We start from the raw sequence: 15,314 nt of genomic DNA, 5'->3' as shown, positions 1-15,314 counted from the left end.
GGATGATGTTAGAAGGCTACTCTTCGATGGCTGCCTTACGCGAATTGATGCGGCGAATCACTTCGGGATCAAATTTCGGCTGCCGGTCATAGGTATACAGGCCATTCACTTCCTGCTCCACATCATATAACTGGGTATAGCAGAAGCCGAACATCATCGGATGATCCAGCAGAACCTGGGTCAGTCCCTCGTAGCGTTCAATAAACGCCTCCTCAGTTACTGGACGGTCCCCATAACCCCAGGACTTCTCGTCTTTCTGCAGCGGATTCCACCAAATTCCGCCGTACTCGCTGATGAAATAAGGCTGGCCTTCATACGTTTGCCGGTCCGGGAAGGTATTGAACACTTCTCCGCCATCGTTCATCGGTTCATATCTTTCCCGGAACGTCTGCGGGTTCTGATCATAATCATGCAGATCAAAAATATCCGTCACCACATGGAAATTGCCGCTTGTATCAATTACAGGACGCGTCGGGTCCATTCGTTTCGTAACCTCGTATACAATCCGCAGCACATCGTTGTTTTGCTTGGTGCCGTCTCTGTCCCAGGTCTCGTTAAAAGGACACCAGCCGATCAGCGCAGGATGATTGTAATCCCGCTGCATGCCCTCAAGCCATTCCGGAAGAAATTGGGCCAAGCTCTCTGCTCGAGTGATATTCAGCCCCCAATTCGCATGCTCTCCCCATACCAGATACCCTAATTGGTCAGCCCAATACAGAAAACGCGGCTCGAAAATCTTCTCATGAAGTCTAGCACCATTAAAGCCCAGTCCCATGGAGATTTCGATGTCTTTGCGCAGATCCTCATCGCTTGGAGCGGTATAGATCCCCTCCGGATAAAATCCCTGATCCAGTACAAGACGCTGAAACACCGATTTTCCGTTGATCAGGAATTTCATTCCATCCAGCAATACGGTTCTGAGGCCAAAATAAGAATCGACCGTATCGCTCTCCCGGCCCTGTGTATGCAGGGACAGCTTCAGATCATACAGTCTGGCGTTGCCAACCTCCCACAAGTGAACCTCCGAGAGCGGAAGGGTAAGTTTTACGGAGTGTCCGGAGACAAGGACACGGGTCTCCCCAACGGATCTGCCGTCATACAGAGCAGAAACGGTAAGCGTATCTCCCGATACATTTCCGTGCACCTTGACTTCGAGATGCACGCAAGCATTGTCGGGATCGGAGACAACCTTCATGTCCGACAAATAAGCGTCGGGCACCTGCTCAAGCCAAACTGTCTGCCAGATCCCCGTGGTACGTGTGTAGTCGCAGCCATGCGATTGGAACATTTCACTTTGTTTGCCCCGGGGCTGGCGACCGGAACGGACATCGTCTTCAGCATAGACGGAAATGACATTTCCGCCTGGCAACAAATTGGAGGTAATATCAAAACTGAACGGAGTGTACCCGCCGCAGTGCGTGCCTACAGAGACTCCGTTAACCCATACCTCCGCCATGTAATCAACTGCACCAAAGTGCAGCAGTGTTCTGCCATTGGTCCAGTTCTCCGGCAAAGTAAACTCCCGTTTATACCATACGGCTGCCATAAAATCTGTATATTCTACGCCGGACAGCTTGCTTTCCGGACAGAAGGGGACCGTTATCGTTTCCGAGAGATCATGTCCTTTGTCATGGTAACTGCGTTCTTTTCCGCTTTTGCCATGATCAATCTCAAATTGCCATTGACCGTTCAGATTGATCCACTCGGGCCGGACAAAGTCGGGACGGGGATACTCAGGACGGGGAAGCATTGGTAGATGTGCCATTGTGTAACTCCTTTTGTGAAATATTATTTATTATGGTTATGCATCATAATATTGCGAATGGCTTCAAGCGGCGCTTTGGGCGTTCTGTCATAAGTGAGCAACCCATTGATTTCCTGTTCGACATCTGTCAACTGGGTATAGCAGTAGCCTTGAATCACCGGTGAAGTGAACATCGGGTCCACCACTGCCTTCAGCTTAATCAGGAAGTCCTCCTCATTCTCTGCTCCCGAGTAACCCCAGCCCTCCCAGTCGCTTTTCTTGAAGGCAATTCCGCCAAACTCCGATACGAGAATCGGCTGCCCTTGATAGGAAGCTCCGCCGACAAATATTTTACGGTTCGCCGGCATCGCATTCACGGCGGATTCTGCCGTGGCATATCTTTCTTCCAGCACTTGCTGCCGACTCTCATAGTCGTGAATAGTTACCAGATCCGTAGTCATATGCTCCCAACCATCGTTATAGATAACGGGTCTCATCTCATCCAAAGATTTTGTTAAATGATACATTGCCAGTCCGTGCTGCTGCTGGCGTGTATCAATCTGGACATTGGGAACTCCCCAGCTCTCATTCAGCGGAACCCAGGCCACGATGCTTGGGTGATTATAGTCCCGCTCAATAATCTCCTGCCATTCGCTGGTGTACCGCCGGACATACTCTTCAGAATATTCATAGGCATTGGCTGCTTCACTCCAGACGAGCAGGCCAAGCTTGTCGCACCAGTACAGGAAACGGGGATCTTCTGTCTTCTGGTGTTTTCTTACTCCGTTAAATCCCATTTCCTTCGCCAGTTCTACATCACGCTTCAAGGCTTCGTCCGTAGGCGCGGTTAGAATTCCCTCCGGGAAGTATCCCTGGTCCAGCACCAGTCTCTGGAAATACGGGCGGTTATTCAGGCACAGCCTGCCGTCCTCAATAGATACCTTGCGCATGCCGAAATAACTCGCAGCCTCATCGACTACCTCGCCATTCCGAAGCAGCTCGAATTGAATGTCATACAAATTCGGATGCTCGGGGCTCCATAGGCGTCCAAGACCATGATCCGTAAAATCACCCAGTCCGAGGGTCCGATGCTGCTCGGCATTCCTGATCGAGTATTGATCTTCCGCAACCACTTCACCGCTATACGATACCGTTATGCGAAGTTTAAGCTCATCGGCAGCCTTAAACCCCTGGAGGAACGTCCGGATGCGGATTTCATTGCGGTCAATGTCAGGCGTCAGCCTAGTTTTGCTCAGATGTACCGCTGACAACGGTTCGATCCAGACACTCTGCCAGATTCCGGTCGTGCGGGTATAGAAGATGGCAGCGGACTGTTCCAGCCAGTATTGCTTGCCCCGCGGCAAGGTTACATCCCGGCTGAAATCTTCCGCCCGCAGCACAATCGTGTTGCTTCCTTTAATCAGCGACGGTGTGATATCTGCCTGAAACGGCGTATGACCGCCTGCATGTGACGCCACCAGCTGCCCGTTTACCCAGACCTTTGCCAAATAATCCACTGCACCGAAATGAAGGACAAGCCGCTTGCCGTCCCAAGCCTCCGGGACCTCGAAGCTTCTTCTATACCACACCACATCATGAAAAGAGGGATTTTCAATGCCGCTCAGCTTACTCTGAAACGCAAAGGGCACTTGGATGGTTTCTGTAAATAAAGCGGGAGCATCGGCCAGGTACCATCGTTCATCCTCACCAACCCGTTCATCATCAAAACTAAAATCCCATTCTCCGTTCAAGCTCAGCCACTCTTTGCGGAGAAACTCAGGCCTTGGATACTCCGGACGCGGAACTTGTGTATTGCTTACCTCTGTCAACATGGTGTACTTCACTCCTGTTTATTAATTTCTATTTCATTTTATATAGTCTATTGCCTCATCCTTTGATCGAACCTACGTAAACCCCTTTAACAAAGTATTTTTGCAGGAAAGGATATACCACTAATATAGGAAGCGTAGAAACGACGATCGCACAATATTTAACGAGTTCGCGGAAAGCCGTTTGGCTCTGTGCACTGTCGATGACTACTCCACCTGCGCTGCCGATTGAGGTTGCGGTTGCGTCATTGGCTACTAATATTTCCTTCATTAATAACTGCAGCGGGAACAGCTCTCTGTCTTTTAGCAGCACCATCGCATTAAACCAGGAGTTCCAATTCCCGACAAGGTAGTATAAAAAGATTACGGCCAGTGTGGCTTTGGACAAGGGCAAAATGACTTTCGTTAGAATATGGGCCTGGCTCGCCCCGTCAATCGTAGCCGCTTCTTCCAATTCCTGCGGAATGGCTTGAAAGCTGGTCCGTAAGATAATGATGTTCCATGTACTTAAAGCGCTTGGCAAAATCATGGCCCATAAATTATTGTATAAGCCGATATCCTTCATTAATAAGAACCAGGGAATCAGCCCTCCGCCAAAGAACATGGTGATCGTAATCAGGATCATGATAAAGTTTTTGAAGTATAAATCTCTCCTGGATAACACATAGGCACCCAGTATGGTCATGATCATATTGACTAACGTGCCTAACCCTACATAGATAATCGTGTTTTTGTACCCGTTGATCAGACTGTTGTCTTTAAACACCAGCTTATAGCCGTCCAAAGTGAATCCCAGCGGTCTCAGCAAAATTCCTTTATGAGCCACTAAGGAGCCCAGGTCGCTGACGGAAGCAAACAAGATATGCAGGATAGGATAAAAGCACACCAGCGTTAATGCGGTTAATAAGGCATACAGGGTGAAATCAAATATTCTGTCCCCTGTGGATCTATGCTTCCTGATTTTTTTCTTTTTAGGCTGCAGGTTATCTTTCATGGCTGTCCCTCTTTCTTACCATAAGCTGACCTCGGATCTGCGTTTGGCTATTCTATTGGTCATCCACAGCAGCCCGAAGTTAACGATCGAACTGATTAATCCCACGGCCGTAGAATAACTGAGACTGGCTTCTCTTAAGCCGCGGCGGTAAACATAGGATGCAATGACATCAGCAGTATCGTAGATCAGAGGATTGTACAGCAGAATAATTTTTTCGTAACCGGAAGACATCAAGCCGCCGATTGCAAAAATAAAAAGAATGATGATAACCGGACTGATCTGAGGCAGCGTAATATGCCACATTTTCTTTATCCGCCCTACGCCATCAATTTCAGCCGCTTCATACAATGAAGTATCAATGGAGCTCATCGCGGCGAGATAAATGATGCTGTCCCAGCCGATGCTCTGCCAAATGCCGGAGAACGTATAAATCGGCCGGAAGTAAGAAGAATAGCCAAGCAGTGAGGAGTACTCTTTTCCGGTTATAAATTGAAGTATTTGTGTAATGATCCCCTCATCTGCGGCAAAAATATGAATGATCCCGCATACAACCACCAGTGAAATAAAGTGAGGCATATAGGTAATGGTTTGAACCGTTTTCTTAAACTTGGCCCCGCGGATTTCATTCAGCATTAAAGCTAGAATAATCGGCGCGGTAAATCCGAAGGCGATCCCCCAAACATTCAAAAGCAGGGTATTCTTAACGACTCTCCAAAAATACGGCCCTTGGAAAAAATCAATAAAATGCTTAAACCCTACCCAGTCGCTCTCGCTAAACCCCAGCAAGGGCTTGAAATCCTTGAAGGCGATCAGAACTCCCCACATGGGCCCGTAGCAGAAGATCAGAAACCACGCAACTACAGGAACAGCCAACAGATAGACAAACCAGTTCTTCTTCAAATCCTTTTGGATCATGAAACAACCACCTATCGTTTGTTATATCGATCCAAGGCTGCCTGATGGATACTTAAAAATTCGTCCAGTCCCATACTCTGAGCTTCCTTCAAAAATTTATCATAGGCATCAACCGGCATTTCACCCATTATGATTTTTGCAAAATACTCTCCACGGAGTGTCGACAGCTGGTTGCCAAGCTCGGCTTCCCGTGAGGCTTCCTCTTTGGTAAAGGAAATCGGCGGCATTGCCATGCTGGTATCCATATTTTCAGTCCAGAATTTCCGGATATCGCCGGAGTAGCTTCCTTTGGTGGCGATCAGCGGGTTGGCATGATGCTCATCACGGATATTCGGCCAGCTATGCATGCGGTATTTATATAAAGTAGTCGATACCGGCTGACCTTCAGGGTCCTTAAAGATATAACTGTCCTCCGGATAATAAGGCATTCCCGTCTCATCTATCAGATGTACCTTTCCGTATTCGCCAAAGTTAATCAATTCCCAGCCCTTTTTGCTGTAATTGAAATCGAGCCAGGCCATTGCCGCTTCCACATTCTCGCTTTGGGTAGTGATCGCAGCTTCAGTCCCTGCCCTTTTAAAATTCTTGTACGTAGTGGCCGATTTATCCCCCTTGTTCAGAACCGGATTCAGCGCTCCCACAAAGTCGATATTGCTCTGCTCTTTCCAGTAGCTCCACATCGTATCCGGAGAATCCATCATCACAGCGGTGTCCCCCGAAATAGCGCTTGCCATTCTTTGGTTAAAGTCGGCCGTTGCCCAATCCGGGTTAAGCAGTCCTTCTTTGTTCCATTGCTGCATGGTCGACAGGTATTCTTTGGCTTTCGGCTGTGCCGGTCCCCAGGCCACTTTGCCGTTCTCATCGAGGAAGGTCCAATCCCATACTCCATATGCACCATTAATGATGCCGGTAAAGATTTGCCCGTAAGAGGATCCGTAATTTAGCGGTGCTTTGTAGCCGGCTTCCTTTGCTTTGGTCAAAAAGGTATGCCATTCATCAATCGTATTCGGAATTTCAAGCCCTGTTTTGTCCAGCGCCTCCTGCTTAATCAGCGTTCCAAACCAGGTCCATTCGGAATACGGGGCGATCCCGTAAAAGCCCAGCAGCTTGCCGTCATCAGTGACTGTAGTTTTTCTTCTCGATTCATCGGAATTGCGCCATTTCGTATAGTTCGGTGCATTTTTTTCCATCAGATCTGTCAGATCGATATAAGCGCCGTCATTTACACCCGCTTCCAGACCGCCCGGATAACGTCCCGGCTCAATGATAATGTCTGGAAGATCACCTGAAGAAATCATCAAAGTAAAGGCGTCGGCTTCCTGGCCGATTGGCGGCGTGATGAAATTTACCTTGATTCCTGTTAATTGCTCCACCTGTTTTTGGACCACATGATTGTTCATATCCGGGATATTGGAATTTGCAGGCATCCAGACATCCAGAACAACGTCTCCTTTAACAGGATAAGCTGAATAATCGCTTGGAATCACTTCATCATAAACGTCGCCGAGGTATGTATCATTCAAGGAATGATTCACTTCGTCGGTTTGCTCCTGTGTGGGCGCTTTATTGCCGCGTATGTCTCCGCTGATATCTTTAAAAGCAACCGGGTCTTGTGCATTGGATGTGTTCTCTTTGTTGGAGTTACTGCTATTTCCGGCCCCATCTTCTGCCTTATTGCCACTGCATGCTGTTACAGTCGAAATGATCAGTATTAATACAAATAAAAGACTTAAAAGACGCTTTGTATTGTTCTTCATACTTAACCTCCCACTATAAAATAAGTTCCGCAATATCTTAGGCGAACCCAACGTTTGAAACCACGCTCCTTTGCACCATGCCACTACTCCCCTTTTACCTGTAAAATGATCAGACATAAAAATCATGTGATTGATACAGCTTTTCTGTATCTTAAGTCGAATTATAAGGATGTTGATCTTCATTGTCAACGCTTTCAAACAATATTTTTGTAATATTTTAAGTCTCAATTAAACAAATAATCCGGCTTATCAGACTACTATTCGAGTGCGAAAGGGTTTTAAAAACCTATGTTTTACCTAGTAATGCTTGATAATCAGCCGTTTAATCCGTTATTCACAGCAGAATGTTTTCTGGACTTCAATTCGCATGAAAAGGCCATTTGTTACAGTATTATTGTAACAAATGGCCTTTTCTATCTTGATTTTATATTTGTTTGATCCTCAGCACTTATTCGCCCGACGGCACGGTCAAGGCATGATTATCGCTATAGGGAACCCCGAAATCCGGTGTTCCATCCGGCTTCCACCCGAATTTCTGGATCCGGGTTGCCCGCAAAGCTACATCCGCTCCAGCGGCAGGAAGCGCATGATAGACGATCCAATCCTCCCGGTCATCGGGTGATCGGGTAAAGCTGTTATGTCCGGTAGCATAAATCCCGTTCTCCACACTTTTGCAAAATACAGGCAGCATCGATTTCTCCCATGTTAGCGGTTCCATAGGATCAGAAGCTTCGCTCATTGTGAGCATACCCAGTGCATAATCCTCAGACCAGGTTGTGCTCGCCGAATATACCAGAAAAATACGGCCGTTGCGCTGCAGGATCACCGGGCCTTCGTTAATGGCCATACCGCCTTGTTTCTCCCAAGACAAGGTTGGAGCGGTGAGCAGACGATGTTCCCCTGCAACCGTCCAGGGATCACTCATCCGCATAATGTAAACAGCTGATCCGTACTCAGGGGAATGACCATATCCGGCATACAGGAAATACAGCTCATTCCGCAGTCTCATCACCGTACCATCCAAGCCAGGAACAGGTGTCTGCAGCGCGCCTTTCCACACCCACTCCCCTTCCAGCGGATCAGACTGTTCGTTCTCCAGCACACAGATTCGGCGCGACTCATCGCCTCCGCCGTCATTGGCGGTGTAGTAGATATACCATTTGTTATCCAAGTGATGAATCTCCGGCGCCCACAGGTTGTAGCTGTAGCTGCCTCCCGGTTCGGGAGACCAAATTAATTTCTTACGGCCTTCCGCAAGACCGGTCAAAGTACTGGATTGGGTGAGTTCCAGACCTTTGGAGCGGGTAGACATGAAGTAGTAGCAGCCATCGGTATGTTTGAATACCCACGGGTCAGCTGAACTTGCTGCAATCGGATTAAAAAAGGTTGTACGCTGTGACATTTTCTTTCCTCCTCAGTGATATGATGGACAATCCCGGATCTTCCAGCACCTCCCATAAAAAGCTAAGTACCATCTTACTGAGGTCTCCTTAAGTTGTCTAGAGTGGGAGGAAAATACAATCCCGCTTGTCCGTTAGCTTCTTCCGGATTATAATCCCCTCTGGATGCACTTCCAAATAAATCCTCCCCCTCCGGGGATAGGCTTTTTCTGCGCCCCCCGGCCCATTGCGTCATCCGACAAACTTCACATTGTCCGGTAGAAAAAAGAGGCCTTTTGTGATAGACTCACTAATAACAATGGCTGGCTGCTATTCATGGCAGCTTACCGTTTAAGCTTAATCGGTCTTATTTTTTATAGAAACGGCTTCGCCCTACTTCTCCTTTAAGAAGCTGGACCCCGTTCTATCTATAAACCGCAGACACGCAGCTTTTGGGATTGTGATGCGTTAATGCGACACTATACGACACCAGGCAAAAACTTCCGTAGTGAGCTTGGATACATTCACGGAAGCTGAAGCTAACAAACTTTTCAGGGGGGAAATTTCATTATGGCAGCCAAGAAAATGCGTTCAGACATGATTAAAAAAGGCTTTGACCGGGCTCCACACCGCAGTCTCCTGCGGGCAGCCGGAGTAAAAGAGGAGGATTTCGGCAAGCCGTTTATCGCGGTCTGCAATTCCTATATTGATATCGTTCCGGGTCATGTGCATCTTCAGGAGTTCGGCAAAATTGTTAAGGAAGCCATTCGTGAAGCTGGCGGCGTTCCCTTCGAATTCAATACGATCGGTGTAGATGACGGGATTGCAATGGGCCATATCGGTATGCGCTATTCGCTGCCAAGCCGCGAGATTATCGCCGACTCGCTGGAAACCGTCGTTTCCGCCCACTGGTTCGACGGCATGGTCTGCATTCCTAACTGTGATAAAATCACCCCGGGCATGATGATGGGCGCACTGCGCGTCAACATCCCGACTATCTTCGTCAGCGGCGGCCCGATGAAGGCCGGCGTAGACAGCAAAGGCAAGAAGTTATCCCTTACCTCTGTATTTGAAGGCGTAGGCGCCCATCAGGTCGGCAAGATCAATGATGCTGAGCTGCTGGAGCTTGAACAATTCGGCTGTCCGACCTGTGGCTCCTGTTCGGGCATGTTCACCGCCAACTCGATGAACTGCCTTGCGGAAGCGATGGGACTGGCGCTGCCGGGCAACGGTACAATCCTGGCTGTAGCGGAAGAACGCAGAGATTTTGTCCGCAAATCGGCAACCCAGCTCATGGAGCTGATCAAGCTGGATCTCAAACCACGCGACATCGTGACCCAGGAATCTCTGGACAACGCTTTTGCTTTGGACATGGCGATGGGCGGCTCCACCAACACCGTACTGCATACGCTGGCACTGGCTCAGGAAGCAGGCATCGACTATCCGCTGGAACGCATCAATGAAGTAGCGAACCGCGTGCCTTATCTGGCCAAACTGGCTCCGGCCTCCGATATCTTCATCGAGGATGTAGACCGGGCAGGCGGCGTAAGTGCCGTGCTGAACGAGCTGCTGAAGAAACCGGGCGCCATCTTCGGCGACTGCATGACCGTTACCGGCAAAACGCTGGCTGAAAATGTCCGTGGACATGAGATTCAAGATACCACGGTTATTCATACGCTGGACAAACCCTACTCCGAAGTGGGCGGTCTGTCCGTGCTATACGGCAATCTTGCACCGGAAGGTTCCATCATCAAGGTTGGTGCCGTTGATGCCTCTGTAGGCGGCTACCATAAAGGTCCGGCAATCTGCTTCGATTCTCAGGAAGAAGCGCTGGAAGGCATCGCGAACGGCAAAGTCAAGGAAGGCCATGTCGTGGTTATCCGTTATGAAGGACCGAAGGGTGGTCCCGGCATGCCGGAAATGCTCGCACCGACTTCGCAGATCGTCGGCATGGGTCTTGGTGCCAAGGTCGGCCTGATCACCGATGGCCGCTTCTCGGGCGCGTCCCGCGGCATCAGCATCGGCCATATCTCTCCGGAGGCGGCTGAAGGCGGCCCGATCGCTTTTGTCGAAGATGGCGACATCATCGAGCTGGACCTCAACAACCGCAAGATCGAACTGCTGGTTGAGGAAGAAGTCCTTGCAGTCCGCCGCAGCGGCTGGAAAGAGTTCGAGCCGAAAGTCAAAACCGGCTATCTGGCCCGTTACTCCAAGCTTGTTACCAATGCCAGCAAGGGCGGCGTGTTGAAGATCTAATCAAGCTTTAAGGCATCAGCCTAATTATAATTCAGACAAAAAGAGCAGTCCCCACTACGTATGTGGGACTGCTCTTTTGTTTAGCTGATTCGATCATTTCTGTATGTAGTCCGCGTGCAGACGATTCAGGTGCACTTCTACCTCTCATTTCACTAGGGCGTGTCTTCAAACCGCTTCTCCGCCAAAACCGCTGCTGTATGCCCAAGTAATCATGGGTACAGTACCATTTTCTGATCACACGCGGAGAAAGGCATTTCGCCAATAGGTAGTTTTTGTGATGGAGGCTTACGTCTCGGGGTTTCAGAGACTTCGCTCTTCTTCCAAAGGCGTGTGTGCGTCCGGAAAGTGTATTCCTCGCTCTGAGCACAAACGGACCGAGTTGCACTTATTTGGGGTTTTTAACCTGTTACAGGAGGACAACGGACTCCAGCGCAGTTATTTCTCCCTGCTGGCCGTTTTTAGATAGAATGCAGAGCCGATAAGGTCGCCTGGGTCCGCATAAGAGAATAAACAGGGGTTTTACTCTCCATAGCGTCTCCTGAGTCCGTCCGAATACACGAACCCGCTGCGGGTTTTTAGGGACCCTACTTTCAATACTAAATCCCCTGCTTCCCCAGAACTCTTCCAGAACTCTTCCAGTTTGAAGTCACGCTCTAGGTAGCGTAAATGCGGCTTAGTTCATCCTTCTCAAATGCCTGACCGATAAAGAACTCAACATCTTTAGGCCTAAGAACTTTCACGTTTAAATGTTCAACACATATTCTATTCGCCCAGACAACAATCTTATTTTCAATCCTCAAATACTTTTCGGCGGAATTCATTAGGGGTTATTCCATATTCCTTTTTAAAAACACGATAGAATGAGCGCAAACTGTTGAATCCGGAATCAAACGCGATATCGGTGACCGGATGGGTAGTCGATAACAGCAACATGTGGGCAAAGGCTGCCCGCTGTCCATTGATGTAATCCCGAAAAGAGATGTGGAATTGTTCAGAAAAGATGCGGGAAATAATAAACTTGCTGATGCCAAGCTCTTTTGAAAGCGTATCCAGATCTATATGATCTAAAAAGTGAATGTCGATATAAGCGAGAATTTTGGGAATGAGATCCATTTCTTTCTTGTAGTCTACTTTTTTCATTAACAATAATGGCAGAGCGTGCCCTAGTACTACAGAGGTATAAGCCTTGAGCAAACGATTGTCACATTGTTCTTTATATAGTGTATACAAGGTTGTCAGCAGGCCCGGAAGCATCTGATGCTTGGGGATTACAGGGTTATCCGGGACATGATTAAACAACTCCCCCGTGAAATCCCCCGGAAATGTAGCATCGAAAAAGATCAGCAGGATCTGGTTCTTCTCTATCGTTTTGTAGCTATGAGGTTGATTGGAAAAAATGATCGCCATGTCCCCCTCTGACAAAACATAATCTTGTCCATTGATGCTGATATTGATTTTGCCGGACAAAACCATCGTGATCTCTACATTCTTATGCAGATGAAGAGGATAGGTGTTATTGGTTGAAATAAAGGAATGAAACGCCTGGTCACGATGCTGATATTTAATATTCATGTCTTCCTCCCTATCGTCACGGAATACCAAGCAGTGAAATTTCTGCAATACTAAGAACATAATATGGATTTGCTCATCTACGCAAGAACCAAGAGCAATAGTTGGCACAAAATAATTTCTTTTTGGCAGGTAAATGCGGCCTAAAAGTTTTAAAGTATTAGCAGTAGTCTGCTTGTTGCAGTAAAAAGAAACAAAAAATCACGTACGTACCCACAACATTTGACTGAAAGGAGGAAGTATAACAGGAGCACTGCCTCAAGATAAGGCTGCATCCATGTTATACGTCAAAAGATGAACAGAAAGAGTAAAAGATTCAACAAGGTTTTAGCCGTTTTCACGAGTATTTCGGTAGCGTTTTCATTTTTGGGAATCCAGCCTCTTGATGCCTCAGGACAGGCAGATGGAGACAAGATTTTTACAGGTGCCTCAATTATAGCCTTTCCGGGCGCGGAAGGTGGAGGCGCCTATACCAGCGGTGGCCGGGGAGGCGATGTATATATCGTAACCACCCTCAAAGATTACGCTGTCAATGACAAACCGATTGAAGGGTCGCTTCGGTATGGGATTGTATCTACACCTAAAGAGGGGCGTACGATTGTTTTTCATGTTTCCGGAACGATTGAACTGAAAAGCACCCTGCGGCTCAACAATATCAAAAACCTGTCCATCGCCGGGCAAACCGCCCCAGGCAACGGAATCACGATTGCAGGCTGGGATACCGATATCAGCAATTCGGAAAACATCATTCTTCGCTATATCTCTTTCCGTCCGGGTGCCACCAATGTATTTAGCGGCAGCGATTCGATGGATGCGCTTTGGGGCAGGGACAACAACTACTTCCTTATTGACCATTGTTCCTTCAGCTGGAACACGGATGAAACCTTATCGTTATACAGAGGCGAAAACGGTACAATCCAGTGGTCAATGATTTCGGAAAGTCTGACTCTATCCGGGCATACCAAAGGAAGACATGGCTATGGCGGTATTTCAGGCGGAGATAAAACAACGTTCCATCACAATCTGTACACGAACCACACCTCGCGAAACCCAAGGCTGGGCGGCGGTTATGCAGGTGCTGCGGATGCAGAGCATGTCGCAGTTGTTCAGTTCTCCAACAACGTAATTTATAATTGGGGCTTTAATGGAACTTATGGCGGGGGTTTTACCTTTACTAATTTTATGAACAATATCGAAATTGCCGGTCCAGGTACAAGAGATAACGTGACTCAAAGGGTTATTGATGCCGGGGAATCCAAGAAGCTTGGCGGCTTCTACATCGCGGGGAACCGAATCAACGGGGAGCTTACTGGTTTGCTGAATGAATCCTCTGATACTGTGAAATTTTCCGGTGACAACAGCGGTGACCAAATGACGAACTTAGTAAGCAAGCCGTATCTTTCGGCGGACAGTACGGGAGTAAATCACGGTACTACCGATAAAGCATTTGATGATTACGTTAATTCCGGTGTAAAACCCGCTAACCAACCGTTACTGAAAAGCATTCTGCAACAAGCGGGAGCTACCTATCCGCGTCGCGGCGCTATCGACGCAAGAATTGTTGCGGAAGTAGAGCAAGGCTCGGGAAGATATATCAACACGGAACATGAGGTTGGGGGATATATCTCGGCCTTTGGTGTCGTAGAAGAACAGAGAGAGGATCAATTTGACACCAATCAAAACGGTATAGACGACAAGTGGGAAAAGAAGAATAATATCTGGGGCATCAAGGATGCCTATAAAACAATTACAGAAAGCGGTTATACATGGCTTGAACTTTATACTAACGGTCTTGCCGGTATGGACCATGTTGCCGAAAATCCCGAAGCCAGCCTCATGGCACCAGGGAACAATGCCCAGTTTGCTTTAGGGAAAGAGATCGAGGTTAAAATCAAAGCTTCTTCCAAATTCGGACACAAAATAAAGAAAGTTGCTGTATACAATGGATCTAAATATCTTGGAGATGCAGTGAAGAAAGGCAACACTTACACCTATTCGATCAAGGGACTAGAGGATGCTTCCCACTATATCTCTGCAAGAGTCACGGACACCAAAGGAAATGAGACACAAACCACTGCCGCCAACATCCATGTCAATACCTCCTCCTCTGCTTTGGCTGGCAAGGGCTGGACCTCCAAAGATATCGGCAATCCGGACATTAAAGGTTCCGGAAGCATGATAGGCGATGTGATTACTGTTAAAGGAAACGGAAAGCTTGGAAGTAGCGAAGGCAGCCTTGAACGATCAGATGCGAACAATGCGGCCAAAGACGACTTTCACTTTGTGTATAAAGAAATGAACGGAGATATGGCGGTTACCGCGAAGCTGGAGAAGATTGGAGACGTTGACAACCACGCCTTCACAGGACTGATGATCCGCGATGACTTGAAAGAAGACAGTGCTGCTACGGCCCTCGGCCTCTCCTGGGTGAAGTTATTTAAAGCTACCGCCTGGTCATCTTATCTGACGGGAAGAAACCTTAAGGGCGGAGAATTCGATGTATTGACCGAAACTTTAGACAGCCCTTCTGCTGCCGAAAAAGCCGGGATTCAACTACTTCCGGATATTCCGTTCAAGATTAATGGTGTGGAACAAGGCTATTGGCTTAAACTTGGCCGTCAAGGAGATACTTTCTATGCTTATGGATCTATAGACGGAAAAAAATGGACGCTGATCGGCAAGCGGACAATCGTTATGCAAGGTTCGGTATATGTCGGATTTGCCGTTGACAGCAATGATGTTGCAAATGTGATTGAGCAACTGAACTATGCAAAGTTCTCCAATATTACTGTAGAGAATAAATTTGCCCCTATTGGCGACTAGACTGTACCCGGGGATGCTATGAATAAACGCTAAATAGTGTGATCTTCT

General features: G+C 47.9%; 9 protein-coding genes. 2 read left to right on the top strand and 7 right to left on the bottom strand.

The annotated features are described in order from the left end of the window. Positions 1 to 16: 16 nt before the first annotated feature. The 6 genes from MHI45_RS28275 to MHI45_RS28250 all read right to left on the bottom strand — a co-directional run bounded on the left by MHI45_RS28275 (position 17) and on the right by MHI45_RS28250 (position 8,641). The gene (locus MHI45_RS28275) at positions 17 to 1,765 is read right to left on the bottom strand and encodes a glycoside hydrolase family 2 protein (RefSeq protein WP_076111417.1); all 1,749 of its coding nucleotides are present in this window, start codon (positions 1,763 to 1,765) and stop codon (positions 17 to 19) included. A 23-nt stretch (positions 1,766 to 1,788) separates the two neighbouring features. Then, entirely contained in the window at positions 1,789 to 3,576 is a 1,788-nt protein-coding gene (locus MHI45_RS28270; protein ID WP_076111416.1) for a glycoside hydrolase family 2 protein, read from the bottom strand. Between the two features lie 55 nt (positions 3,577 to 3,631). Then, positions 3,632 to 4,567, bottom strand: a complete 936-nt coding sequence (locus MHI45_RS28265; RefSeq protein WP_341119796.1) for a carbohydrate ABC transporter permease — start codon at positions 4,565 to 4,567, stop codon at positions 3,632 to 3,634. A gap of 15 nt (positions 4,568 to 4,582) precedes the next feature. After that, the gene (locus MHI45_RS28260) at positions 4,583 to 5,482 is read right to left on the bottom strand and encodes an ABC transporter permease (RefSeq protein WP_341119795.1); all 900 of its coding nucleotides are present in this window, start codon (positions 5,480 to 5,482) and stop codon (positions 4,583 to 4,585) included. 11 nt (positions 5,483 to 5,493) lie between these two features. Next, a complete protein-coding gene (locus tag MHI45_RS28255; protein WP_340893868.1) occupies positions 5,494 to 7,239 on the bottom strand; it encodes an extracellular solute-binding protein in 1,746 nt (581 codons plus the stop codon). Between the two features lie 448 nt (positions 7,240 to 7,687). Next, positions 7,688 to 8,641, bottom strand: a complete 954-nt coding sequence (locus tag MHI45_RS28250) for a glycoside hydrolase family 43 protein (RefSeq protein ID WP_341119794.1) — start codon at positions 8,639 to 8,641, stop codon at positions 7,688 to 7,690. 547 nt (positions 8,642 to 9,188) lie between these two features. Between MHI45_RS28250 and ilvD the strand changes: the two genes are divergently transcribed. Then, positions 9,189 to 10,874 carry a dihydroxy-acid dehydratase gene (gene ilvD / locus MHI45_RS28245; RefSeq protein WP_340893871.1) on the top strand — a complete coding sequence of 562 codons (1,686 nt, stop codon included), beginning with the start codon at positions 9,189 to 9,191 and terminating at the stop codon, positions 10,872 to 10,874. 789 nt (positions 10,875 to 11,663) lie between these two features. Here the strand turns inward: ilvD and MHI45_RS28240 are convergent. Continuing rightward, positions 11,664 to 12,554, bottom strand: coding sequence for an AraC family transcriptional regulator (locus MHI45_RS28240; protein WP_341119793.1), 891 nt, complete (start codon positions 12,552 to 12,554; stop codon positions 11,664 to 11,666). 255 nt (positions 12,555 to 12,809) lie between these two features. Between MHI45_RS28240 and MHI45_RS28235 the strand changes: the two genes are divergently transcribed. Next, a complete protein-coding gene (locus MHI45_RS28235; RefSeq protein ID WP_341119792.1) occupies positions 12,810 to 15,266 on the top strand; it encodes an Ig-like domain-containing protein in 2,457 nt (818 codons plus the stop codon). The last annotated feature ends 48 nt before the right edge of the window (positions 15,267 to 15,314 follow it).

It is taken from the genome of Paenibacillus sp. FSL H3-0321, from assembly GCF_038002865.1.
In the GTDB taxonomy this organism is placed as follows: Bacteria; Bacillota; Bacilli; order Paenibacillales; family Paenibacillaceae; genus Paenibacillus_AQ.
The sequence above is the reverse complement of the archived record's forward strand: the minus strand, read 5'-3'. Positions and strand labels throughout refer to the sequence as shown.

Bases quoted from the DNA above. Each gene is read 5' to 3' on its own strand.
- MHI45_RS28275 (WP_076111417.1), bottom strand. From the start codon at position 1,765: ATGGCACATCTACCAATGCTTCCCCGTCCTGAGTATCCCCGTCCCGAC.
- MHI45_RS28270 (WP_076111416.1), bottom strand. From the start codon at position 3,576: ATGTTGACAGAGGTAAGCAATACACAAGTTCCGCGTCCGGAGTATCCA.
- MHI45_RS28265 (WP_341119796.1), bottom strand. From the start codon at position 4,567: ATGAAAGATAACCTGCAGCCTAAAAAGAAAAAAATCAGGAAGCATAGA.
- MHI45_RS28260 (WP_341119795.1), bottom strand. From the start codon at position 5,482: ATGATCCAAAAGGATTTGAAGAAGAACTGGTTTGTCTATCTGTTGGCT.
- MHI45_RS28255 (WP_340893868.1), bottom strand. From the start codon at position 7,239: ATGAAGAACAATACAAAGCGTCTTTTAAGTCTTTTATTTGTATTAATA.
- MHI45_RS28250 (WP_341119794.1), bottom strand. From the start codon at position 8,641: ATGTCACAGCGTACAACCTTTTTTAATCCGATTGCAGCAAGTTCAGCT.
- ilvD (WP_340893871.1), top strand. From the start codon at position 9,189: ATGGCAGCCAAGAAAATGCGTTCAGACATGATTAAAAAAGGCTTTGAC.